Raw genomic sequence first — 25,404 nt, 5'->3', positions numbered from 1 at the left:
ATGAACTTAGCCGACCCTTTAAAATTTGAAACGACAATCAACGGAAAAGAAACCAAACTTTTTACATTGAAAAACAATCATGGATTGGTTGCTCAAATTACAAATTATGGTGGTCGTGTAGTTACACTGTTCACTCCAGATAAAAATGGTGAGTTTTCAGATGTTGTTTTAGGTTATGATTCAGTTGAAAATTATATCAACCCTGCTAGTGAAGTCTATTTTGGTGCTTTAATAGGTCGTTATGGAAATCGTATCGCCAAAGGGACTTTCGAGATTGATAATTTTTCTTTCAATGGAACTATCAATAACGGACCGAATCATTTGCACGGGGGACTCACTAGTTTTTCTCACGTTGTTTGGGAGGCAAACTTATTAAACGAACACACATTAAAACTTAGTTACTTATCACCGGATGGTGAAGAAGGATATCCTGGTAACCTAAAGGTAGATGTGATTTACACTTTAACAAACGACAATGCGTTGCAAATAGAATATTTTGCTGTTACCGATGCTCCAACCCACGTGAATTTAACAAATCACTCTTACTTCAACTTAAAAGGAGCTGGCAACGGAAAAATCAATGAGCACAAAATACAAATTGATGCAGACGCTTATATTCCTACTGACGAAACATCAATTCCTACAGGAGAAATAGCTGCTGTTGAAAAAACTCCTTTTGATTTTAGAATTGCGAAAACTATAGGTTTGCAATTGAATGACGACAATGCTCAACTAAAAATGGCTCGTGGATACGACCACACCATGGTGTTTAATAATGCTAACGCAAATTCGATTGCAGCAAAAGCTACAGAAGAAACCTCAGGAAGAACCTTAGAATTATACACTAATGAACCTGGAGCACAGTTTTATACAGGTAACTGGGTCGAAGGTTGTGGAACTGGTAAAGAAGGAAAAACCTATGGAAATCAGTCTGGGTTCTGCTTAGAAACCCAACATTTCCCGAACAGTCCTAATCAAGCAAATTTTCCATCTACAATATTAAATCCAGGAGATGAATATTATTCTTTTTGTGCTTACAAATTCGGAGTAAACAAATAAGATAGATATCATACATTCTAAGATAATTTAGGAGAATTTTTTACTTTATGACTTGGTTAATTTTGTGTTTACAAAACACAAACCTCAACCAATAATGCATAATTTATTAAAGAAAAATACAATTTTAAGTTTGTTCCTATCTTTCTATATAGGTACAACTATAGCTCAAAACTATCCTTTATCTGACCCAAGTAACACGGACGGCTGGATCTTAAATCAGTTATTATCAGATGAGTTCAACGGAGCAAGTCTAGACAAATCTAAATGGTGGATTTTAGGAGAAAATAATGACTATAGAAACAAATGGAAAGGTCGTTCACCGGCCCAATTTGCACCTCACAATGTAAAACTTGAAAATGGTGATTTGGTATTGTCATCGAAATGGGATCCTGATTTTGATTTTGCAAATGAATCTTCAGGAGGTATTCCATATGGTGGAGTCAACAAAAGTCAACCCATTACTCAAGCCTGTATTCTAAGTGAGCGATATTTTAAATATGGCTATATGGAAATTCGCTGTAAAGCAGCAGATGCACCGGTAACTTCTTCTTTTTGGACAACAGGTTACCATTCTGAAATAGACATGACAGAGAATTATGGTAAACGTCCGATCGGAAACCCAGAAAACAGACCAGAGAGCTTAGAAAGAAAGTACAGAACGAATATGATCAGTTGGGACCCAGATGCCGACCCAAATCATCAAAACTGGAAAGTAGAATCTACTCTAGATGTTCGAGTTGCAAGTGATTATTATGTCTACGGATTCGAATGGGACCCTGATTATATCAAAATATACTTTGAAGGAGAATTGTTGAGAACTGCTACTCGCGCAGAGTTAGAAGCAAACGATCAATGGAGACATCAATACCCGCAAGAAATATGGATTGATTCAGAAGTATTTTCTTGGTATGGAATGCCAACACTTGCCGATCTAACACCAGAAGGAGAATATAAAATTGACTATGTTCGAATTTGGCAAAAAGAATTGATTGGACCTGACTTTAACGCACTTGGTTTCGAGGGGCCTTTTTACTATCAAGGTAGAAGTAGAAACTGGAACACAAATCCGAATTATGGTTTTAGAATGAAAGATGAAAAACCTGCTTCAGGTAATTTTTCATTGCGATTTCAACAAGATGCTCCTTACAATACCAATGCCTATGCAGAAGCACCTTTTGGTTCATTAGATCTTCCATCAGGAAGTAATGAAATGAAAATAAAAGTTTGGATTGATCCTCAAACAACGATAAACAGGCTGTATTTTCAACTGAGAAATCCATCCACAACAATATTTTTTGACTTATCTGGAGTCGCAAAAGGTACTTGGGTAGAATTGACAAAAAGTTTTAGTCGTTCTCAGCCTTCTGATCAAAGTTTAGTTGACGGAGATCGGGTTGCTGTTCGAATGCGTGGCCAAGACATTACAAGTAATAGCGCATTAATTTATATTGATGATATTTCTTTTGCAAATGACAATTCTGCATCTGTAAAACGAAACGAAACCAAAGTAAAATTTGATGTTTATCCAAACCCTGCACAAAATACGGTTACAGTATCGTCTCAAAATGATGGGATAATCAATTTTTACAATTCGTTAGGAGTATTGGTTAAATCAATTCAAAAAAACACACGGGTTATCCAAATAGACACTTCGAGTTTACAAAAAGGGATTTATTTTGTTTCTGTATTTGAAAAAGATTCGTTTGCCACCAAAAAATTAATTATCAATTAGTTTTTTTACCTTTTGAAACCAACGTAATCCCTAAAATAATAACAACAGTTCCTACGATTTGGAAAAATGACAACTTTTCTCCCAAGAATATATAGGCTAATAAAATTGTAGATACAGGTCCAATACTTGCTACAATAGAGAAATTAGAACTACCTATTATTTTTATAGATTGAGATACTAAAAAAGAAGGAATGATGGTCGACAACACAGCCATCATTCCTCCTAAATAATATACTTCTTTTGGGTATGACAATAAATCTATGTCTTGAGTTGCTACATAATGAATACTTACACAAACAGTACTTACAATCATAGCATAGGCAGTAAAACAAACCACTCCAAATTTAGGTATCAACCATCCACTTCCTACCAAATACATTGCATAGGTTAAGGCGCTTAAAAAAATCAGTCCGACACCTTTATACAAATGACTACCGGACAAATCTAGTTCACCCGAAAAAGCTAACAAAACACCCAAATAAGTAACGATAATCGCTAAAATTTGAATTTTAGTAATCTTTGTTTTTAAAAATATTCTAGATATCAATAGTACCAATGTCGGATAGATGAATAATACAATTCGTTCTAAACTAGCCTTGATATAATTCAACCCTTGAAAATCAAAATAACTCGCTAGATAATAACCGACGAAACCAAAAAACAGCAACCATAGATAATCCATGCTTTTCAATTCGCTTTTATTTTTAGGCTTTACTATAAATGCGATAATTAAATAAACCGGTAAAGAAAAGAGCATTCGTAGAAGCAATAAACTAACAGAATCTATATCGTATACATATGCTAATTTTACCATAACGGCCTTAGCTGAAAACAACACAACGCCTAAAACGGCCAATATTACTCCTAAAAGTTTCGATTCTTTTGATATCATGCAACAAATATCTTACAAACATCGTAAGATAACGACAAGGTTTCTTCTCGATTACGATACTCAACATAATTGCATTTTTTATCAATTACTTCTTCGGTTACATATTTTATATGATGTATCTTTGAATCAGAACTGATTTCCTATGCGATTTAAGCTTAAAAACACCTTTATACAAGAACTTCCGGCTGACTCAATTGAAGAAAATTCAAGAAGACAGGTTTACAAAGCTTGTTATTCTTTTGTTTCTCCAAAAACGACAGAGAACCCTGAACTTATTCATACGAGCAAAGAAGTTTTAGACCTTCTCGGCATCTCAGAAAAAGAAGCTAAGAGTAAAGATTTTTTAAATATTTTCACAGGCAACCAACTCATTGAAAATGCCAAACCATATGCTATGTGTTATGGCGGACATCAGTTCGGAAATTGGGCCGGTCAATTAGGTGATGGTAGAGCTATCAATTTAGCCGAAATCGAAAACAAGGGAGATATTTGGGCCTTGCAGTTGAAAGGAGCCGGACCTACACCCTACTCTAGAACCGCAGATGGATTAGCTGTTTTACGATCTTCAATACGTGAATATCTATGCAGTGAAGCAATGCACCATTTAGGCGTACCAACGACTAGAGCATTGTCACTAGCACTCACTGGAGATAACGTCTTAAGAGATGTATTGTACAATGGAAATCCTGCATACGAAAAAGGTGCAATTGTTTGTAGAATATCCCCTTCATTTTTACGTTTTGGAAACTATGAAATTTTTGCGGCAAGAGAAGAAATTGCAACCCTGCAACAACTAGTAGATTATACGATATCTAACTTCTTTCCGGAACTAGGCAAACCATCAAAAAAAACCTACCTTAAGTTTTTTGAAATAGTTGCCGATAGAACACTTGACATGATCATACATTGGCAACGAGTTGGATTCGTTCATGGTGTGATGAATACAGATAATTTATCAATCTTAGGACTTACCATAGATTATGGCCCATATGGATGGTTGGAAGGTTATGATTACAATTGGACACCCAATACTACCGATAGACAACACAAGAGATATCGCTATGGGAACCAAGCAAATATTGGTCTTTGGAATTTGTTGAAATTAGCCAATGCATTGTACCCCCTTATTGAAGAAACAGCATCGTTGGAAGCAATATTGGAAAACTACAAAGTAACTTTTGAAAAGAAATATCATTTGATGATGAAATCAAAATTAGGATTGTTTATCGATTCTGAAAATGATAAAACACTTATTTCTGATTTAGAAAACAACCTGCATCTATCAGAAACTGACATGACACTATTTTTTAGAAGCTTAAGTGAAATTTCAAAAAATGACAGTCCAAAAGAAGCTATAAAGAAAATAAGCCATGCTTTTTACAAACCACAAGATATAACTGCCAGCATAGAAGAAAAATGGCTACGTTGGTTTCAAGCATATTCGTTAAGACTAAAAGAAGAACCACTTCAAGATACTGATAGATTGAAAAAAATGAACCTTTTCAACCCAAAATATGTGTTGAGAAATTACATGGCACAATTAGCTATTGATGCTGCAGACAAGGGAGATTACACTGTGCTAGAAGAATTGTTCGAATTATTAAAGCATCCATATTCTGAACAAAAACAATCGGAAAAATGGTTTGCAAAAAGACCAGAATGGGCAAGAAACAAGGTTGGTTGTTCTATGCTATCATGTAGTTCATAAAATTAAAACATAATAAATGCAAAAAGGAACTTTAAAAGAAGGAAATAAACATTGTGTGTTTATTGAATTGAAATCAATTACTAGCAATCCGATTGCTACATTTACTCAATTGGTAAAAAATACACAGGAAATTCACAATGTAGAGATTGTAATTGCTTTTAGCAAAGCAGCTTGGAATACAATCAATCCGGATTGGACCCCCGAAAAACTAAAAGATTTTGAAACCTTAACCGGTAAAAAAGGATACTCCATGCCTAGCACTCAAGCTGATATCATGCTTTGGGCCCACACCAATTCAAAAAGCGATTTATTTGACTTTACAGAATCCATCAAAAGTCTTTCTGAAGGTACCATGGAAGTTCTCATGAATCAAGAAGGTTTCATCTATAAAGACTCTAGAGATTTGACTGGTTTTGTCGATGGTACAGGAAATCCAAAAGAAGAAAAAATCATCGATGCTGCATGCATACCACAAGGAGAAAAAGGTAGTGGCGGTAGTTATGTTTTTACTCAAAAATGGAATCATAACTTAAAAAAATTCAATCAAGAAAGTATTCATACGCAAGAAAAAATTATTGGAAGAACAAAAGTTGACAGTATTGAATTAGAAGGTGATGCCATGCCTAAAGATTCACATGTTAGCAAAACAGATTTGAAAATTTCTGGAGAAGCCATGAAAATTTACAGAAGAAGCTACCCATTTGCAAATCAGCATGAAAATGGTTTGTACTTTTTAGCATTTGCCTGTGACCCTATTCGTATCGATGTTCAATTAGAAAGCATGTTGGGTAATTTAGAAAATGAAACGCCAGATAGATTAATGGAATTCTCTACACCTGTTTCAGGAGCCTATTATTTCGCACCTTCTTTTGAAGACTTAAACAAACTATTGTAATGAATCAAATTGTAGTATCACTAGCTGTACTGCTAGGAATGTTAGCCGTAATTTTTGGAGCTTTTGGAGCACATGCTTTGAAAAAAATCCTTAACACAGACCAACAAAAAAGTTTTGAAACTGGAGTAAAATATCAAATGTACCACGCAATTGTTCTTTTGTTATTAGGCAATTATTTTACATTCCAATCAAAAATAGAAAATGGCATTGTTCTTTGTTTTATAATAGGAACATTTTTGTTTTCATTTAGTATATATGGATTAGTCATATCTTCAGCGATAAACAAAAAATTAAAATTCTTGGGGCCCATAACTCCTCTTGGAGGATTGTTATTTGTAATTGGTTGGGGACTTTTATTTTATTACAACTTAGCAAACTAACATTCGTTAATCTATTGTGTATTAGTCTGTTTTACAACATATGATCAAAACATTTGTTGTAATGTCTATTATAGTCAATTAAAAACATATGTACTAATGAAATTGTAGGATGTTTTTTTTCTTGTGGGTAACTAAACACCAAATACCTCATGAAAAAACAAAACACCCTTTTCGCATTTATCCTCATGTTTGCAGGATTGTGCTATTTTAAAACTCAAGCTCAGCTAGACACAGCTTTTTTTCAAAAATTGCAAACCGAAAAAGTCACTTCTGACACTTCCGTTTCTTGGACACAATTTGGACCTGGAATGGCAGGTTATTGTGAAGAATTTTGGATTCATCCCACGGATGATAATTTCATGTACCAAAGTCCAGATATGTCAGACTCCTATTACACAGAAAACGGAGGAGATTCTTGGCTAACATTAAAAGATGAAGATGGAACAGGTCATGAAATGAAAAAAGTCAGAGATATCACTTTTTCTAGACAAAACCCGAACTTTGGATTTGCCCTTGATACAAGGGGTAATTTAATGAAAACAACCAACAAAGGTAGAGATTGGGTAAAAACGAATGCGAACATTAAAAGAAGACATTCCCAAATTGCAGTAGACCCAACTAACGATAACATTTGGTACATCGGTGCTGGTAGTTTTTGGGATGTAAAATCTTATCATAGGTCAAAAGCCAATCCACAAGGACACACTTACGAATTTGCCGAATATGGATATATATATAAGAGCACAGACAAAGGAGTTACTTGGACAAAAAAAACAAATGGTTTGCCTAGTACTCTCGACGTAGCTCGAATTATCATTGATCCAAGAAACACAAATAATATAATTATCGCCAGTAAATCTGGTATCTATCGAAGTACAAATAAAGGTGAATCTTGGGTGTCTAGTGCTAAAGGACTCCCAAACAACTTACCAAAAGACTTGACATCTTATTACAATGCCAACACCAATGAATTTATCTTATACACAATTGAACAACCCGATTACCAACCCAATGGAAACACAATCATTTCAAATGGAGGAATCTACAAAAGTACAGATGGAGGGGTAAATTGGACAAATATCAATGGTAATTTAGCACTCGATTTAACTGCAATTACGAACTACACAACTCGAGACAAATATCAAAAAACCGTAGCTTTCTGGTTAGGAAAAACCAAAACACAAATTGCAACACAATACCCTCAATACCCAGCAAGCATTATTCCTAACTACAATAGAATTGTTGTTAGTCCCCTTAACAAAAATGAAATTTACATCAGCAACAATGTAAAACACGACAAGTCTTTTGGTCCTGGAGATGTTTGGAAAACAGAAAACGGTGGAACTACTTGGTTCGCATGTACTCGAACTGGAACCTATTGGAAAGAAAAGAAAAATAGCAGTTATTGGAATACGAGAAACAATCCAAGTGGCATCAATACAAAATTTGCTCACTTACAGCCATACATGGATTCTCATGACGAAACTTGGGGGAATCGTTTCTTGGCAATTAATTCTAAAGGAGAAGTTTTTATCTGTTTGGAGCAACAAATTTTAAAATCTTCGGACAACGGAAGTACTTGGGAACAAATTGACGATATTGAAACTGCTCCAAACAGCAAAAATTGGATTGGTAGAGGAGCAAGCAATCTACCTGGTCGATTTATGCTTTTAGAAACGGGTATACCAGGTCGCAAATTTTTCTGTAGTGGAGAACATGGATTATGGGAATCTGCTCCTTTAGGCGACTATGCCGATATCAAACCAATGGCTGTAAAACAGATCGAAGGACAAGTAAATGAAAACGGAGCACGATCAATTGCTTCAGTTGCTGTTCACCCAACAAACCCAAACATTATTTACACGCTTCAATTCAGACAAGACCATAGAGGCTATTTCAGAAAATCCATAGATGGCGGTAAAACTTGGGTAAATGTTTCTGAAGCCTTGGTCTACAACAAATCTAATATCCATTTAGATCATCTATTTCAATATTCACTAACGATTGATTACAATAATGCCGACAATATCTATTTTACTGCAATCGCGAATCCGATTGCTGAAGTTGAAGCCTATAGGTTACCTGGTGATTTTACTGACACTGGGGTTTACAAAAGTTCTGATGGCGGTGTAACATGGAACATGCATAACAATGGTCTTCCTAATGATGCGAGTGTAAGAAGGATAAAAATGCATCCGAGTAATTCGAACACGCTATATGCTGCTCTAAATATAGGTAGAAATGGCGGTAACGGAGGTCTATACAAATCTACCAACAAAGCACAATCATGGTCTAAGATGGCTATACCCAATACCATAAAGGCCGTGAACAACGTTTTTATTGACCGAAATACCAATTATATATTTATTTCTTGTGGTGCTGAAAACAGCAAAATAAACGAAGGTGGTGTTTGGAGAAGTAAGGACAATGGAGATAATTGGGAGAAAATTTTCGATATGCCTTACATTTGGCAAACTGAAACTTCTCCAATTAATTCAAACATCATAGTGGTCAATGCAGCAATGCAAAACGAATACCAAGGCGCCGCCCCAATAAACCCGGGTGCATATTTGTCTAAAGATGGTGGTTCTACTTGGGTCAAGATTAATAATAATCTTGGTAGGCCGAACCATTTAACAGATATCAAACCTGATCCAGTTGATGAAAATGTATTGTGGTGTGCATCATTTGGTCAATCTTGGTACAAGGGAATAATAAGTCCGAAAAATGACATAGAAGAAACTGTAAGTTTTGATAATTTCAATCCGAAAATTATTCAAAAACAATCATTAGAGTTCAATGTAAATTATTCAGCAAATCAAGAAAGAGATGTTGTTGTGATTCTTACCTCACCTACTGGTCAATGGTTGGCAAATTCAAAAGTAACTGTTTCAAAAGGACAAGGAACTCAAAATGTAATTTTAAACTTGAGTGAACTTCCCGAAATTGCAGATAATTATAAAATAACTGCTGCCATAAGGACGGTAGGTGGGAATTTTGATTCAAACATCGCCATAGATCAAAGATTTGCAGACATCGTGCTTGAAGAATTACAAGAAGAAGATATTTCTTTCAACAACTTACCTGAAGGTATAACTCCAACAAGCTCTATACCTGTTGAAATTACATATTCTGTGCTTGAAGAAAGAGATCTTGTCGCAATTTTAACCTCTCCAACAGGACAATGGTTAGGAAATGGTAAATTAAGAGTACAGATAGGAAGCGACACAAAAACGGTAACAATCAACACTACTCAACCTACTTCAGTCGGTGCAAATTATAAGATTTCTATTGCAATTAGGCCCGTCGGAGCTACAACACCTGCAGAAGATATTAAAAACACAGAAAGCCTAATAAACATAGCTTTGGAAACCGTTAATTTTGGCAATCTAAATAATGAAATAGAACAATCAAAGAGTATCAACGTTCCCGTTGAATACGATGTATCTGAAGATAGAAATATTGTTGCTATTTTGAATTCTCCTACAGGTAAATGGCTAACCAATAAAAAAATATTTGTTGCAGCTGGTTCGAGAACAACTTCTATAGAGCTTTCTTTACTTGAATTACCACAAATAGATACAAATTATAAAGTAACTGTGGTAATAAGACCAATTGGAGGTAGTAACACTGAAAATCTCTACACAATTGATCGTTTCATAGACATTATAACTTCAACTTCTAATAAAACTCTAAGTTATTCAGCAACAGAAAACTCTAATGAAATCATCTTTTACCCCAATCCAACAAAAGATATCATTAAGATAAAAACTACCGAAAAAAATGCATCTTGGAAAATTTTCAACAGCCAGGGAATCTTAGTTCATTCTGGAAACAAAAACACGTTAGACCTGAGTCATCTAGCTAGTGGAAATTATATTATCAAGTATAATAATACTACGTATCGAATAAATAAATTATAAACTATTCTATATAAACAAAAAGGGTTCAAACACTTTCGTTTGAACCCTTCTTATCATTTCATGAATCAGATTAAACGTTAAATCTAAAATTCATAATATCACCATCTTGAACGATGTATTCTTTTCCTTCAACACTTAATTTACCAGCTTCTCTGATTTTAGCTTCCGTTCCATATGCTACATAATCGTCATATTTAATTACCTCTGCACGAATGAATCCTTTTTCGAAATCTGTATGAATTACACCTGCTGCTTGAGGTGCAGAATCACCGATATTAATTGTCCAAGCTCTTACCTCCTTTACCCCTACCGTAAAATAAGTTTGTAAGTTTAACAACTTATAAGCCGAGCGAATTAGTTTTGCCGATCCTGGTTCGTCTAAACCTATATCTTCTAAAAACACTTGACGCTCTTCGAAATCATCTAATTCATTAATATCTGCTTCAGTCCCTACAGCCAAAACAACAATTTCTGCAGCTTCATCTTTAACCGCTTCTTTCACTTTCTCAACATAATCATTACCAGAGACAGCCGAATTTTCATCAACGTTACATACATACATTACTGGCTTAGAAGTAATAAACTGCATCGGTTTAACAAACTCCAATTCTTTCTCTGTAAACTCTAAAGTTCTAACGGATTTACCTTCTAATAAGGTCTCTTGAATTTTCGACAAAACATCAAATTCTGCTTGTGCTTCTTTGTTCCCTGTCTTTGCATTACGTTTTACTCGCTCCAAACGCTTCTCAACCGTTTCTAAATCTTTCAACTGCAACTCAATGTCAATTGTTTCTTTATCCCTAACCGGATCTACAGAGGCATCTACATGTACGATATTGTCATTATCAAAACAACGCAACACATGGATAATCGCATCGGTTTCACGAATATTTCCTAAAAACTGATTTCCCAATCCTTCTCCTTTACTAGCTCCTTTTACCAATCCTGCAATGTCAACGATTTCAACTGTCGCAGGCACTACACGCTCAGGGTTTACCATCCCCTCTAACTTTGCTATTCTTGAATCAGGTACGTTTACAACACCAACGTTTGGCTCTATAGTACAAAATGGAAAATTTGCACTCTGTGCTTTCGCATTTGACAGACAATTAAACAATGTTGATTTCCCTACGTTTGGTAATCCTACAATTCCAGCTTTCATGCTTTATATCTTTTGAAAATTCGACTGCAAATATAGTATTTATTTAAAACAACATTCGGTAAAATGTTCGAATTTAAATCTCATATTTTATTTGATTCACCAATACAATCATTGTTATAACAACTAAAAACCTTTACTAAAATTAACAAATGTTAATTAGGTGCGATATTTTTGTAAAATGCTGTGCTGTTTAAAATATATAAAACGTCTTCTAAAAATATTCTTTGTCTTTTTAGGTACTCAAACCATAATTGGACAAAACAGGATTAATCTTGAATCAAAAAACCAAAATATAAATCAAACTGTAGCGTTTAATTCCTTTAATGATGAAAAACCTAATTTATCGAGAAACACTTATGTAAATCAACGTTTTGAAAAATCTCATTTATTTTCTAATCCTCAAGAATTAAAATTTACCTTAGAAAAAATAGGACATGAAATTCGATTCAAAAAAAGAGAGGGTCACATCCTACACTCGAAAACAAAAAAGGTGTTGAATCAGGTCGCTAGGTTACTCAGAGCTAACAACGACAAACAAATAACAATTCAAATTCACTCATACAACAAACCCAATCTAGAATTCAGCAAATTCTTAAGCCAAAGAAGAGCTGCAGGTATTTACGCCTATTTGATCCATTCGAAAGGTTTATCAAAAGATCAGATTCAGGTTATTGGTGTCGGTGCTTCTGCTACAAAATACAGCACGACAAATGCCATCGAAAACCGAAAAAATAATAGAATAGAATTTATTGTAAAATAAAAAAACTCTCTTAAAAAAGAGAGTTTTCAATATTTTATAAAGAAGTATAACTTATTCTTCTCCGTGCATAAAAGCTTTCTTCGCTAATAATTCCTCTTCTGTTTCAACGATATCTTCGTTAGGCACACAACAATCTACTGGACAAACAGCAGCACATTGAGGCTCGTCATGGAAACCTTTACATTCTGTACATTTGTCTGGTACGATAAAGTAAACTTCGTCATCTACCGCTTCTTGATCGTCATCTGCATTTGCTTTGTTACCATTAGGTAAAACGATGTCTCCAGATAGTTCTGTACCATCTGAATAACGCCAATCTTCAGCACCTTCATAAATTGCGTTGTTAGGACATTCTGGCTCACAAGCCCCGCAGTTAATACATTCGTCAGTTATTATAATTGCCATTGTAGTATAGTCTTAAAATTGTGAAATGCAAAAATAAAAAAAAGTTTCCTAAAACAACTCTGCTTTTATGATAAATGACAGCTTTTTTATTTTTGATTTTCTATTTAAAATTAATCTAAAAAGGACAGTAAAAACCGTCCTTTATAAATTATTATGAATTAGTTGTTTTCAAAAACACCTTTGTTTAAATCCTGTAAAGCTTGAATTTTATGTTCGGTATTTACTACCAAAGAAACATTGTAATTACTACCTCCATACGATATCATACGAATAGGTATATTTGTCAAACTACTAAAGATAGCTGCGCTGGCTCCTTTTTGCTGCTGAGAAAAATCACCTGCTAAACAAATGATGCTCAAATCAGTATCCACCTTTACACTTCCAATGTTTTCTAATTCTTTTGTAATTTCTTCTAAATAAGTATCATCATCGATAGTCAAAGAAACTGCAACCTCTGATGTAGTAATCATATCAATAGAGGTTTTATATTTTTCAAAGACTTCAAAAATATTTTTCAAGAAACCATACGCCATTAACATTCGGTATGATTTGATTCGAATCGCTGTAATTCCATCTTTTGCTGCAATTGCGCGTACTTTGTTAGGTACTGTACAGTTACGAATAATGGTACCTGCTGAATCTGGATTGAAAGTATCCTTCAATAGTACTGGTACATTTTTTTCTTTTGCAGGAATCACACTTTGAGGGTGTAAAATTTTTGCTCCAAAATACGCCAACTCAGCTGCTTCATCAAAAGAAATCTCTTTTAATGAAAAAGTATTGTCAACATAACGTGGGTCGTTATTATGCATCCCGTCAATATCTGTCCAGATTTGAATCTCTTCAGCTTCAATAGCTGCACCGATTAATGAAGCAGAATAATCACTTCCTCCCCTTTTTAAATTATCTATATCACCAACATGGCTCAAACAAATATACCCTTGCGTGATAAAAATATCTGTTGCTGCATTTGCTGCAATAATCTCACCTAAACTTTCTGTAATAAATTCTGAATCTGGTTCACCGGCAGCGTCAATTCTCATAAAATCAAAAGCAGACAATAAACTTGCAGCAGTATTTACCTCATTCAGATACATAGAAAACAAGTTTGTTGAAAGAATCTCTCCTTGAGCTACAATTATTTTTTCTATCGCAGCTATTACTTCTACTGAACCTTCATGCGCATACGACTTGATAAAATCGAAACGCTCTTCGATAAAAGCACTTGCAGTATTCTTAACAGTATCAGTTTCAAACAAACCTTCGATTACTGTTTTGTAACGATCAATCATCATATCAATGATGCTATTTGCCTCTTCAAAATTTGATGCACCGATAGCATCTGTAATTTGATGTAACACATTTGTAGTTTGAGACATAGCAGACAATACTACTATCTTTTGTCCTTCTATATTCGATACAATTTTTGCTACTTCTTTTATGCTTTCAGGACTTCCTACTGAAGTACCACCAAATTTTAAAACTTTCATCTTGCTTTTATTTTAATTTCTTTTAGAAACCACACCTATTCAGGTTCTAAAATATTGCGCAAAAATCCTGTAATTGTTAATTTACAGCAAAAATTTGTAATATATTTACACTTTATTACAAATTGTTTAAAATTAAACACGGTATGAAAACCATTCAAGAATCTGTCGAAAGCATTATCAGAAAAACTCCTTTTTATGAAGAAGCTTTAAATGATAAATTGATCAACGTATCTTCTTTAGCAAGAGCTATCCAAGAAGATGTAGAAAACGACCTTGGAAAAGAAGTGAAATCTGGCGCCATCATGATGGCTATCAATAGATTATCTCCTTCTAACTTGTTACGAATAAGGAAAAACATTAGAAAATTCACTTTTTCTTTGGGAGATTTTATTGTACGATCTAACCTCTGTAATTTCACTTATAAAAACACTCCTACTTTATTGAGATCTATCACCTCTCTTTTGACAAAAATTGGAGACGACAAAGATTATTTCTTCACAATATCACAAGGGATTTTCGAAACAAATATTGTTACGAGTAAAAACCTAGAAGAGCAGGTAAAAGAATTGTTCGCGAAAGAGATCATGATTTATGCTCATACTGAATTGGCCTCTATTACCATAAAACTACCTAAGACCAATGTTGAACAATCTGGTGTCTATTATTTTATTTTAAAGCAACTTGCTTGGGCAGGAATCTCGGTACAAGAAATTATTTCTACTACACACGAAATGACAATTGTTGTTAAAGAAGAAGATGTAAATAATACTTTTTCTATATTGATCGACATGAAAAAAAAATAAATTGATATGAAAAACATTTTCGATAAAGAGGTCACAGAAGAAATCATTGGTCGAATAGAAAAATTAAATAAAAATTCTCAACCGGTTTGGGGAAAAATGGATGTTTCTCAAATGTTTGCACATTGTTGTGTAACCTATGAGTTGATCTTTGAAAACACACAACCAAAACCGAATAAATTCAAAAAAATGATTCTAGGTTTGTTGATAAAAAATATCGTTGTCGGCACCAAACCATATAAGACAAACAGCAGAACCGCTCCGGAATTTCTAATTACAGAACAAAAAGATTTTGAGACAGAAAAAACAAGACTTATTTCATTCATAAGAAAAACTCAAGAACTAGGAGTTGATTATTTTGAACAAAAAGAATCTCATTCTTTCGGTAAGCTAACCTCAAAAGAATGGAATAATATGTTCTACAAACATCTCGATCACCACCTCCATCAGTTTTCTGTATAAACTAACTTGATTAAAAAGCATTCAAAATAATTTGAATGCTTTTTTTAACCATTTGTATTACAAAAAACGATTTATCTTATAGTTTCAGGTACAAATGAGATTTTTTCTTCCTACAATCTAGTTTTCGTCTAGTTGTAAAACTTTGTATTGGCATATTTTTTTAGAAAATTTGATTTTTAAATTATACACAATCAATAAAACTAATTCATGAAACTATTGAAAAACATTTTTATGTACTTATCGGTGCTATTTGTCATTTCTTGTGCTCAAAAAATCCCTAACGCTACAATTTCAAAAATAGCCCCGAAAGAGGATAAAGGATTCCCATTTGAAATTCAACATGAAAAACCAAATATCAAATTAAGTCATGCCTTAGAAAGAAATTACGATGCTTACCTAGGAATCCAACCCAAATACAACGAACTATATACCCAATTCAAATACACAGAAATAAAAGGTCTTGATTATAGCAATCACGATGGAACAATAACGCGTAGAGATCCATCAAAAGTAATTTTTGAAAACGGTAAATACTATGTTTGGTATACCCACCGTCAAACTCCAACTTCACCCAAAGGAGCAGCTAAAAGCAATGACACGATTCCTTCAAGTGATTGGGATTTATGTGATATTTGGTATGCTACTAGTAAAGATGGGTTTACCTGGGAAGAACAAGGTGTGGCTGTACCCAGACCACCAAAACCTAATGTAGGTTGGCGTTCAGTCGCTACTACAGATATTTTAAAATGGAAAGGAAAATATTACTTGTACTACCAAGGATTTATGGAAGCTAGTGGAAAACGCGGTGATGATTGTCCTGTAGCGGTTTCATATGCCGATTCTCCTGATGGTCCTTGGACTCCTTATAATAAAATTGTAATTCCAAACGGTGCACCAGGCCAATGGGATCAATTTTCCATTCATGATCCGTACCCCTTGGTATACAAAGGGAAAATATATTTATACTATAAATCTGATTACGGAGTAAAAGGTAATTTGATAAGAATGCAAGGTTTGGCAACTGCCGATAATCCCCTTGGACCTTTCACCAAATATGCACAAAACCCTGTGATCAACTCTGGACATGAGACTACGCTATTTCCATTCAAAGGGGGTATCGCAGCCTTGGTAATTAGAGATGGTAATGAGCACAATACAATTCAATACGCCGAAGACGGTATCAATTTCGATATTGCATCTATCACTGAATTGATGCCTACTGCAGGAGGACCTTTTATTCCTGATGCATTTACTGACACGAAAGACGGAAGAGGTATCACATGGGGAATTTCACATTTTACCGCTGTAAATGGTTGGAGTACCAACCATTCAATTCTAACAAGATTTGATTGTGACCTCAGTCAAGATCTCAACGACCCTGATATGAAGAAAAGTTATATGACTTATAAACCTGAACACTATTACAAACACGGTTTGAACGGGAAACAGAAAAAACGAATTGCAGTACAAAACGAAAAAACCGCTTCAAGCAATTAGTTCCCTAAAATAAGCTTAGCTTATTGCTTCGATGAAAAAAATAATTTTCAACATAGTATTACTGTTTGCTGTATCAAACACCTATTCATTTCATGCTTTTACAGAGAAAAAAGTATCTATACAAGTTGATAAATGGGAAGTTGTCGACATAAGGTTTTCGACTAATAAAACAGATGCTCCATTCGAAACCCATTTTTACGCACGTTTTACCAATCCTTCAGGAGAACAAATTAAAATTCCTGGGTTTTACAACGGAGGCGATCAATATATTATTCGCTTTTCTGGTAACATTTCAGGAAATTGGACTTACTCTACTTATTCAGATTCAGAAGAAATAAACAATCTGAAAGGAAGTGTTCTCGTTTCTAATACCCCTTATAAAAAAAGTCGAGGAGCCATTACAATTGATAAAATCAATCCTCAAAAATTCTCGTATGAGGATGGGACTCCCTATTTTTTAGTCGCTTATGAATTTGATTGGCTGTTTGCATTAGATTATGGTGAAAAAAATCAAAAAAACACGAATCAAATTTTAGACAAACTAGAAGAGAACAACTACAACCAAGTGGTGTTCAATGCATATGCATATGATATTCGTTGGGAAAAAGACAAGACGACCAAACCCGAACATGATTTTAGTAAACCTAAATTCTTTCCATTTCATGGAACCAATAAAATTCCGGATTATTCGTCTTTAAATGTTGATTTTTTTAAACACTTAGACAACGTTATTGCAAACCTGAATAACAGAAATATTGCGGCACATTTAATGATCTATGTTTGGAACAAAGAAGTCAATTGGCCAAAAATGTATTCTCTTGAAGACAATCGTTACTTTGACTATATCATAAAAAGATATCAAGCTTATCCGAATATCATATGGGATATTTCTAAAGAAGCACTCGCATATGGTCGATGTGACGAAAAATATGTAAAAGAAAGAATCAGCAGGTTAAAAAATCTCGATGTATACAATCGTTTGTTAACGGTACATGACTATGGTTTTTGTAAAAAAAATAGTGATTTAGTAGATTTTATCTCAATTCAAAATTGGAGTACAGAGTTGTATAATGTGATGCTACGATGTAAAAACAACTTTCCGAACAAACCTATTTTTAATATCGAGCATGGAGGCTATGAAAAAAGTCCATACAAAGTTTTCATCGGAAATTTTGACAATCCTAAAACATGCTTGAGAAGAAATTACATCTGTGCTTTTGCTGGTACTTATTCAACTCATTATTGGCAGGCAAACTCTTGGAGCACTGTCATTACTGATATAGATACTCTAGATGAAGAGGACAAACCAAAACTACATTACTACAAATATTTTAATGAATTCTTTTCTGCACATAATTTTAATGAATTGTCAGTATCAAATGCTGCTATGAGTTGGAACGTTTCTAACAAAAAAGGAAAATATATTGTTTTTCATCCTTCAGAAAACAACAGCATAACCATCCATATAAAAAAGCCAAGTTCTGGAAAAGTTTCTATTACTTGGTTTAATATCTACACCGGTACTTACAACAAAACTATACAACTTGAATGGAAACAGTGGCTATGGGCAACCGCCCCAACACCAAACCAAGACTGGATAGCCATCATCGAATAAAACTATACTATGAAATTACAAAAGATATCCTTACTAAAAATCTTAATGTTAACATTATTCTTCTCAAAAATAACAAGTGCACAAAAAATAGATTTCTCTTTTCAAGACTCGAATCTTTCGATTGAACAAAGAGCAAAAATTTTAGTCTCTCAAATGACTCTTGAAGAAAAACTAAGTCAATTATTAAATACTGCACCAGCCATTGAAAGATTAGAAGTCTCTAGTTATGATTGGTGGAATGAAGCTTCACATGGTGTTGCAAGAAACGGAAAGGCTACAATTTTCCCACAAGGAATTGCTATTGGAGCATCTTTTGACCCATCGCTGGCAAACCGAGTTGGAACCGCGATCTCTACTGAAGCAAGAGCAAAATATATAATTTCTCAAAAAATGGGAAATCATAGTAGGTATGCTGGTTTGACATTTTGGAGTCCGAACATCAATATTTTTAGAGATCCGCGTTGGGGTCGCGGTCAAGAAACCTATGGAGAAGATCCTTATTTAATGGCTAAAATGGGTATTTCATTCGTAAAAGGCCTTCAAGGTGAAGACCCTACTTATTTAAAAACAGCAGCCTGCGCTAAACATTTTGCAGTACACTCTGGACCCGAAGAATTACGGCACCATTTCAATGCAAACCCAAGTCAACAGGATCTTTATGAGACTTACCTACCTGTATTCCAAGCACTGGTAGAAGAAGTCAAAGTAGAAGGTGTTATGAGTGCTTACAACGCTGTTTATGGAGATGCTGCTTCAGGAAGTAAATTTTTACTGCAAAAAACGCTTAGAGAAGCATGGAATTTTGATGGGTACGTGGTTTCTGATTGTGGAGCCATCAATGACATCTACAAAGGGCACAAAACTGCCTCTACTAGAGAAGAAGCAGCTGCAATTGCTTTGATGGCGGGAGTGAATCTAAATTGCGGTGGTACATACAACTACCTTAAAAAAGCACTTGAAGAAGGATTAATAAAAGAAAAATTAGTCGATCAAAGATTGATACAACTTTTTAAGACGCGATTTAGACTTGGAATGTTTGATAAAAACGCAACGAACAACCCATATACAGCAATTGGGCCAGAGCACATACACTCAGAAAAGCACATACAATTGGCAAGAGAAGCTGCACAAAAATCAATCGTTCTGCTAAAAAACAAAAATAATATTTTACCACTCCCAAAGGACATTAAAGTTCCCTATGTAACCGGACCTTTTGCAAATTCTTCAGATGTATTAATGGGTAATTACTACGGTGTTAGTCCGAATTTAGTAACTGTCCTAGAAGGAATCGCTGATGCCGTGTCATTGGGTACTTCGTTAAATTACAGAAGCGGGGCATTGCCTTTTCAAAAAAATCTAAATCCTTTGAATTATGCACCTGTTGTTGTTGGAATGTCTGATGCAACCATCTGTGTGGCAGGTATATCTGCTGATATGGAAGGTGAAGAAGTCGACGCCATTGCTTCAAATAGCAAAGGAGACCGGGTAAATTTGAAATTACCACAAAACCAAATTGACTACATAAAAACGATGATCGAAAAGAAAAAGGACAAACCTTTGATATTAGTTATCGCAAGTGGTAGTGCAGTTTCGTTAGAAGGCATTGAAGAAGGGTGTGATGCCATACTACAAATGTGGTATCCAGGTGAACAAGGTGGTAATGCGGTGGCTGATATATTATTCGGAGACGTATCTCCCTCTGGACATTTACCGATAACCTTTCCAAAAAATGTAGCTCAACTACCTGCTTTTGATGACTATTCTATGAAAGAACGTACGTATAAATACATGACCCAAGAACCTATGTTTCCGTTTGGCTTCGGACTTACCTATTCTAAGATTGAATTTTCAGAACTAAAGCTCACATCAGATGTTTTAAGAAAAAAAGACAACCTGGAAGTTTCCGTTCTCATAAAAAACACTGGAAATTACGATATCGAAGAAGTAGTTCAATTGTACATCAGCCCAAATAAAAATGAAGAAAACCTACCCTTGACAAGTCTTAAAAGCTTTGAAAGAATTTCAATCAACAAAGGAGAATCAAAAAATATTTCTTTTACTTTAAAACCTGATGATTTAAAAGTAGTGAATGAAAAAGGTAAAAAAGTATGGAGAAAGGGGCTTTATACAATTACTGTTGGAAATTCTTCCCCTTCCGAATTAAGTATCAAATTAGGTGCATCGAAGCCCATCTCAAAAGAGATTCAACTTAAATAATAGCAAAAAAATAAAAAGCCAATGACTGACATTGGCTTTTTATATTTCATTCTTCTATTGAATATACTATTTTAAAAATAGGTTTACTCGCAATATTTTCGGGATCATCAGGTTTCGCTTTTCTAACCTTGATATGATTTTTCGTCTCACTCTCTAATAACTGTTTTCGTATTCCCTCAATTCTTTTTGTTTCATAAACATGAGCCAATGAATCGATTAATACTGGGCTCGTTAGTGATACACAAGCTCCTTCAACAAATGAAGAGTCTAACATTTTTTCTATAGTGGCATCAGATGCATCCTTTTGAGTTTTTTCAAGTAAGTACAATTTAAATTCTTTCTCGTCATCTAAATAATTTTTCTTTTTGTACTTTTTATTAAAATCATTTCCAATTTGCTGCACAGCGATATGTCTTTTTTCAATTTCAATATCATTCAAATACAACATATCTATCAACAATCCTTCTTTCTTTTTTTCAAGCTCTTGTAACTTATCCAATTGTTTTAAATGAGCATCACTCAAAGCGGTATCTAGATAAGAAAATTCAAAAGTTTCTAAATCTTTAGGATCACCTCCTACCAAACCTCCTAGAAATTTCACAGGCGATGCTACCGTTTTTACCAATAAATTTTTAAATGAATACCAAACAATCTTATTGATACTTACATTCGGATCATTTAAATCTCCATCAACCGGAACATCTAAGTTTACAACTCCATCTTTATCTTTTAATAAAAACAATGCAAATTTTAGCGGTAAATTATAGAGTCCTCCCCTTTTATCACCTAAGGTTGCATTATGTACAATCAACTTATTTTGACTATCTAATTCTCCATTATGGATCTTGGTATTTGTTTTGTAATACATATCTCCTTCTAAAACAGGAACCCCCATATAATCCATCGAATAAATATTCAAGTCGTTTAATTTAAAGCCAGAAATCACATATTTCAACTCTAATTCCATTGGATCCAACGGATTGAAGCTCACATCAACTTTCATAACCCCTCTCTTATTAAGCAACATTTGTGCTTGCATATCCACCCATTCCGTTTTGCTATCCATAGAATCTAAATCTACTTCAATACTCGTTAAATTGTACTGAAATGGTTGTGAGGTCGTGATATCATTGAACTGCAATTTACCATCAACAATCCTAAATGAATTTAATTTATAATACAACTCAGGTACGCTATCATTTGCAACACCTTCTGAACTATCAAGCTCAACTTCAGCTACTGCTACAGAATCTACCGGTTCATTAAGTCTAAAAAATGCATCAAAATTTGTAGTAGTTTGATACATATCGAAACGAACATATGGCTTAGTTAACTGCACAGAATCAATTAGGTAAGAATTCTTTAAAGGTTCTAGTTTCCCAAAGACACAACTAATCTCTTCTGCCTTTAAAATTGGTTTCTTCAACGTATCGTTCATCTGAAACTCGTTAAGCTTTACAAAACCATCAATCGCTAAAGTATCTAAATAGTTAGAATTCCCATTAAAATTAAGATTGGTTGTAAGCAAGCCATTTGCAGAATCTAACAATAAAAAATCTTGCAGGTATTTAGTATAAGCCGATAAATCTAAATCTACCAAACCTATATTTGCGTTGAAATCACCTTTTATAGGATCAAAGTTAGTGGAAGAATAAAAACGTCCTCCGTCTCTAAAATTGAACTCTAAATCAGCATTACTTGCATCTTTTTGATTCCATTCAATATTCGGAATCAGAAGATCTAATTCATCAAAAACAAATTCTTCTTCAATCACTTTGTCATTAAAAGATATTTGCGCATTCACAAATTCAATATTAGACAGGCTAAATTTCAAAACCTCCGTTGTGTCTATTTCTACTTCTTCTACCTCCGAAGAATCAACTGGAGTATTATAAAAAGCAATCAGGCTATCAAAATTAAATGACGAATCATTTTCTTTGATAACCTTCGTTTCTAAATTTTTAACGTAAAATTGTTGTAACGTTATTTTTGAAGTAAAATAATGAAAAGGTCTTGTGTTTAAAACAAGGGTATCAAAAGACACAAAACTGGTACTATCGTCTGATTCGTATAAATCAAAATTAAAAGCCTTCACTGTACCGGTAAAAAGATTGATGTCGATATCTTCAACCGAAACTTTTCGTCCAATCCATTCTTTACCATTTTTCTCTAGTAAGCTTTTCGAAACTACAGGTAACAACCACAAAATTAGCGTTATAAAAACTACAACAACGCCTAAAACAATTTTTAATTTTTTTTTCTTCAAGTTAGGTAGATTGAATTATCGAGAATCTTTTATTTTTTCCTAAAGTTTAGGAAGGTAAATATACAAAATTACTCTTCATTCTTCAACAACTCAATGTGCTTCATTAAACGTTTCGTTGCTAATTTTATCGTACCGTTATAAACCCCTCTTATTCTTCCTTTTTTATCTACCAATAAAAGGTTTTCTGTATGAATAAATTCACTTGGCTTTTCGGTTTTCACAAAGTCTTCATCTGAGAAATAAGCCGTTCGTGCCAATTCATAAATGACCTCTTTATCTCCAGTAACCAAATTCCATTGTTCTGAATTAATTTTATAATCAGTTGCGTACTTTTTTAACACAGGAACAGAGTCGATTTCTGGTGTTACAGAATGTGATAATAATTTTACTTCATCATCTCCTTTAAATTTCTCTTGAATTAAACGCATGTTTAAACTCAAATCTCTGCAGATACCTGTACAACTCGTAAAGAAAAAATTTGCCACATAAATTTTACCCAAATAATCATTCTTTGTAACCAATTCTCCATTCTGATTAAAAAATGAAAAGTCAGGTATTTGATGTATTTCTTTATATGCTTTTGTTCCTTTTTGAATCCATTCAGGTGTAAACTCAGCCGAATTGAAAAAAGGCAACGTTACGACCTTAGTAGTTTGTTCTGCTATTTTACGTTTTTTGTTGTCATTAGCGCACCCAACAATCAAAAGCAACAGAAATATGTTTATAATTTGTTTCATCATTTATTACATTGTTGATACTGCATCACATCTTTTTAATCCAATAAGCCCAAATCTCTCTCCATTAACGACAACATAATTGGCTCTTAAATTACCATTTGGCTTGTACATTTTCTGGCTACCTTCTTCTCTACCAAATTGATAATTAAATTGTTTAAAAACTTGACCGTTTTCAAACCATTCATTTGCGATTCCATGATGCTCACCATTATCATTAAACTCAAATTCATACTTTTTGTTGCTATTTGCCCACCAACCAACGTGCACTCCTACTTTTATTCCATTTTGGAAATTCCTTTCAGAGAACAATTGTCGGTTTGCATACCATTTTTTTTGAACACCATGTAATTTTCCATAGCGGTAATGAGTTTGACTCTTTAGGTGATGGTCAGAAAATCGAGCTTCTATAGTTCCTGAAAACGGACTACCTTCAAAGAACAAAATTCCTTGCTCCTGAGATAAACCAACATCATTTTCATCAATTACTACATTATTCTTGGTACACGACACTGCGAGTAAACATAAAAATAATATGTAATGGAAATGTTTCATTATCGAGAGATATTTCCTGGAGTTCCATAAAAACCATCTCCATTAATATAAGGAGCCGTTGCAGTAACATGATAGTGATAAATTCCGTTTGGAAATTCCTTTGTAGCACCATAATGTCCATGATAATCATCTAAATCATCTGTAGAGATAATTGCATCATTTTCTAGTGGTCCGTATACAGGAAATCCATCCGCTAATAACCCTAACAGCGCATCTTCACCAAAAGTTTCTGTAAGATACACAGGCTCTATATGATAATGGTATGCACCCGTTCCAGCTGGGTGACCTAAATATTGGTCGAACGAATCTATTTCATTATCTAAGGCTGAAAAACCGGCTGCATATTGATTGAAAAACACCACTCCATTTCTAGAAATCCCCATAGGTCCCATTGGAGTCGCTTCTTTGTTATCAGCCTCTTCAGGGTACAACGGAATCGTAATCGATATTTGTTGCTCTCCAATTCTATTTGGGTTCAATCGAAAATTAGAATTTGTACCTGAATAATCTGTATACATTTCTGTTTCCCAATCTGTACCTTCGTAATAAGGTGATTTATGGTTCGGTAAATTCGTAGTATTTATAATCACTGAAGTACTCGTTACCGTATAACTAATGGCTTCAACATTATCAAATATTGATAATATAGAAGAAATATCATAATTGGTATTTTCTGGTTCTTCAGAAGTTTCTTCTTCAGTTTCTTCAACTGTATCTTCTAACTCTTCTGTTGGAGTTTCATCTTCAATTTCTACTTGCGAAGTTGCATTGCAACTCAACAATATTAAAAACAAAAATAACATAGATACAATACTCGATGGTTTAGAAATAGCTTTCATTTGGTAATATTTT

Annotated in this window: 20 protein-coding genes; 12 read left to right on the top strand and 8 right to left on the bottom strand. The window is 34.1% G+C overall.

Annotated elements, in window-relative coordinates:
- Positions 1-1,059, top strand: a complete 1,059-nt coding sequence (locus tag F6P99_RS05735; protein ID WP_152286503.1) for an aldose epimerase family protein — start codon at positions 1-3, stop codon at positions 1,057-1,059.
- 94 nt (positions 1,060-1,153) lie between these two features.
- The gene (locus F6P99_RS05730; RefSeq protein WP_152286502.1) at positions 1,154-2,791 is read left to right on the top strand and encodes a T9SS type A sorting domain-containing protein; all 1,638 of its coding nucleotides are present in this window, start codon (positions 1,154-1,156) and stop codon (positions 2,789-2,791) included.
- Here the strand turns inward: F6P99_RS05730 and F6P99_RS05725 are convergent.
- Positions 2,784-3,683, bottom strand: coding sequence for a DMT family transporter (locus F6P99_RS05725; protein ID WP_152286501.1), 900 nt, complete (start codon positions 3,681-3,683; stop codon positions 2,784-2,786). The genes F6P99_RS05730 and F6P99_RS05725 overlap by 8 nt on opposite strands.
- 142 nt (positions 3,684-3,825) lie before the next feature.
- Between F6P99_RS05725 and F6P99_RS05720 the strand changes: the two genes are divergently transcribed.
- The 4 genes from F6P99_RS05720 to F6P99_RS05705 all read left to right on the top strand — a co-directional run bounded on the left by F6P99_RS05720 (position 3,826) and on the right by F6P99_RS05705 (position 10,589).
- Positions 3,826-5,391 carry a protein adenylyltransferase SelO gene (locus F6P99_RS05720; protein WP_152286500.1) on the top strand — a complete coding sequence of 522 codons (1,566 nt, stop codon included), beginning with the start codon at positions 3,826-3,828 and terminating at the stop codon, positions 5,389-5,391.
- A 16-nt stretch (positions 5,392-5,407) separates the two neighbouring features.
- Positions 5,408-6,286 (top strand): Dyp-type peroxidase, encoded by an 879-nt coding sequence (locus F6P99_RS05715; protein ID WP_152286499.1) that lies wholly within the window; start codon positions 5,408-5,410, stop codon positions 6,284-6,286.
- Entirely contained in the window at positions 6,286-6,666 is a 381-nt protein-coding gene (locus F6P99_RS05710) for a DUF423 domain-containing protein (protein WP_152286498.1), read from the top strand. Before F6P99_RS05715 ends, F6P99_RS05710 begins: the two co-directional genes overlap by 1 nt.
- A gap of 149 nt (positions 6,667-6,815) precedes the next feature.
- Positions 6,816-10,589, top strand: a complete 3,774-nt coding sequence (locus F6P99_RS05705; RefSeq protein ID WP_152286497.1) for a VPS10 domain-containing protein — start codon at positions 6,816-6,818, stop codon at positions 10,587-10,589.
- 70 nt (positions 10,590-10,659) lie between these two features.
- Here F6P99_RS05705 and ychF read toward each other — a convergent pair whose 3' ends face one another.
- Complete coding sequence (gene ychF, locus F6P99_RS05700; RefSeq protein WP_152286496.1) at positions 10,660-11,751, bottom strand: redox-regulated ATPase YchF; 1,092 nt, start codon at positions 11,749-11,751, stop codon at positions 10,660-10,662.
- Between the two features lie 178 nt (positions 11,752-11,929).
- On the opposite strand from ychF, the gene F6P99_RS05695 reads away from it, so the two are divergent.
- A complete protein-coding gene (locus F6P99_RS05695; RefSeq protein WP_152286495.1) occupies positions 11,930-12,511 on the top strand; it encodes an OmpA family protein in 582 nt (193 codons plus the stop codon).
- Between the two features lie 51 nt (positions 12,512-12,562).
- On the opposite strand, the gene F6P99_RS05690 is transcribed toward F6P99_RS05695, so the two are convergent.
- Together F6P99_RS05690 and F6P99_RS05685 are read right to left on the bottom strand one after the other, a co-directional pair.
- The gene (locus tag F6P99_RS05690) at positions 12,563-12,916 is read right to left on the bottom strand and encodes a 4Fe-4S dicluster domain-containing protein (protein ID WP_152286494.1); all 354 of its coding nucleotides are present in this window, start codon (positions 12,914-12,916) and stop codon (positions 12,563-12,565) included.
- 158 nt (positions 12,917-13,074) lie between these two features.
- On the bottom strand, positions 13,075-14,406 hold the full coding sequence (locus F6P99_RS05685) for an aspartate kinase (protein ID WP_152286493.1): 1,332 nt from the start codon (positions 14,404-14,406) through the stop codon (positions 13,075-13,077).
- Positions 14,407-14,549: 143 nt separating this feature from the next.
- On the opposite strand from F6P99_RS05685, the gene F6P99_RS05680 reads away from it, so the two are divergent.
- The 5 genes from F6P99_RS05680 (at position 14,550) to F6P99_RS05660 (ending at position 20,997) form a co-directional block, all read left to right on the top strand.
- Positions 14,550-15,209: a hypothetical protein gene (locus tag F6P99_RS05680; RefSeq protein ID WP_152286492.1), complete on the top strand. Its 660-nt coding sequence runs from the start codon at positions 14,550-14,552 to the stop codon at positions 15,207-15,209.
- A gap of 6 nt (positions 15,210-15,215) precedes the next feature.
- Positions 15,216-15,668 (top strand): DUF1569 domain-containing protein, encoded by a 453-nt coding sequence (locus tag F6P99_RS05675; RefSeq protein ID WP_152286491.1) that lies wholly within the window; start codon positions 15,216-15,218, stop codon positions 15,666-15,668.
- A gap of 207 nt (positions 15,669-15,875) precedes the next feature.
- Entirely contained in the window at positions 15,876-17,165 is a 1,290-nt protein-coding gene (locus F6P99_RS05670; RefSeq protein ID WP_152286490.1) for a glycoside hydrolase family 117 protein, read from the top strand.
- A 31-nt stretch (positions 17,166-17,196) separates the two neighbouring features.
- Positions 17,197-18,780 carry a DUF5060 domain-containing protein gene (locus tag F6P99_RS05665; RefSeq protein WP_152286489.1) on the top strand — a complete coding sequence of 528 codons (1,584 nt, stop codon included), beginning with the start codon at positions 17,197-17,199 and terminating at the stop codon, positions 18,778-18,780.
- 9 nt (positions 18,781-18,789) lie between these two features.
- Complete coding sequence (locus F6P99_RS05660; RefSeq protein WP_152286488.1) at positions 18,790-20,997, top strand: glycoside hydrolase family 3 C-terminal domain-containing protein; 2,208 nt, start codon at positions 18,790-18,792, stop codon at positions 20,995-20,997.
- Positions 20,998-21,043: 46 nt separating this feature from the next.
- Here the strand turns inward: F6P99_RS05660 and F6P99_RS05655 are convergent, their stop codons facing one another.
- From F6P99_RS05655 to F6P99_RS05640, 4 genes are all read right to left on the bottom strand, one after another.
- Complete coding sequence (locus F6P99_RS05655) at positions 21,044-23,263, bottom strand: DUF748 domain-containing protein (protein ID WP_152286487.1); 2,220 nt, start codon at positions 23,261-23,263, stop codon at positions 21,044-21,046.
- A gap of 68 nt (positions 23,264-23,331) precedes the next feature.
- The gene (locus tag F6P99_RS05650) at positions 23,332-24,003 is read right to left on the bottom strand and encodes an SCO family protein (RefSeq protein WP_226913027.1); all 672 of its coding nucleotides are present in this window, start codon (positions 24,001-24,003) and stop codon (positions 23,332-23,334) included.
- Positions 24,004-24,006: 3 nt separating this feature from the next.
- Positions 24,007-24,552, bottom strand: coding sequence for a toxin-antitoxin system YwqK family antitoxin (locus F6P99_RS05645; protein WP_152286486.1), 546 nt, complete (start codon positions 24,550-24,552; stop codon positions 24,007-24,009).
- A complete protein-coding gene (locus tag F6P99_RS05640) occupies positions 24,552-25,391 on the bottom strand; it encodes a YHYH protein (protein WP_226913026.1) in 840 nt (279 codons plus the stop codon). Before F6P99_RS05640 ends, F6P99_RS05645 begins: the two co-directional genes overlap by 1 nt.
- Positions 25,392-25,404: the final 13 nt, after the last annotated feature.

Source organism: Flavicella marina (assembly GCF_009193215.1).
In the GTDB taxonomy this organism is placed as follows: Bacteria; Bacteroidota; Bacteroidia; order Flavobacteriales; family Flavobacteriaceae; genus Flavicella; species Flavicella marina.
The sequence above is the reverse complement of the archived record's forward strand: the minus strand, read 5'-3'. Positions and strand labels throughout refer to the sequence as shown.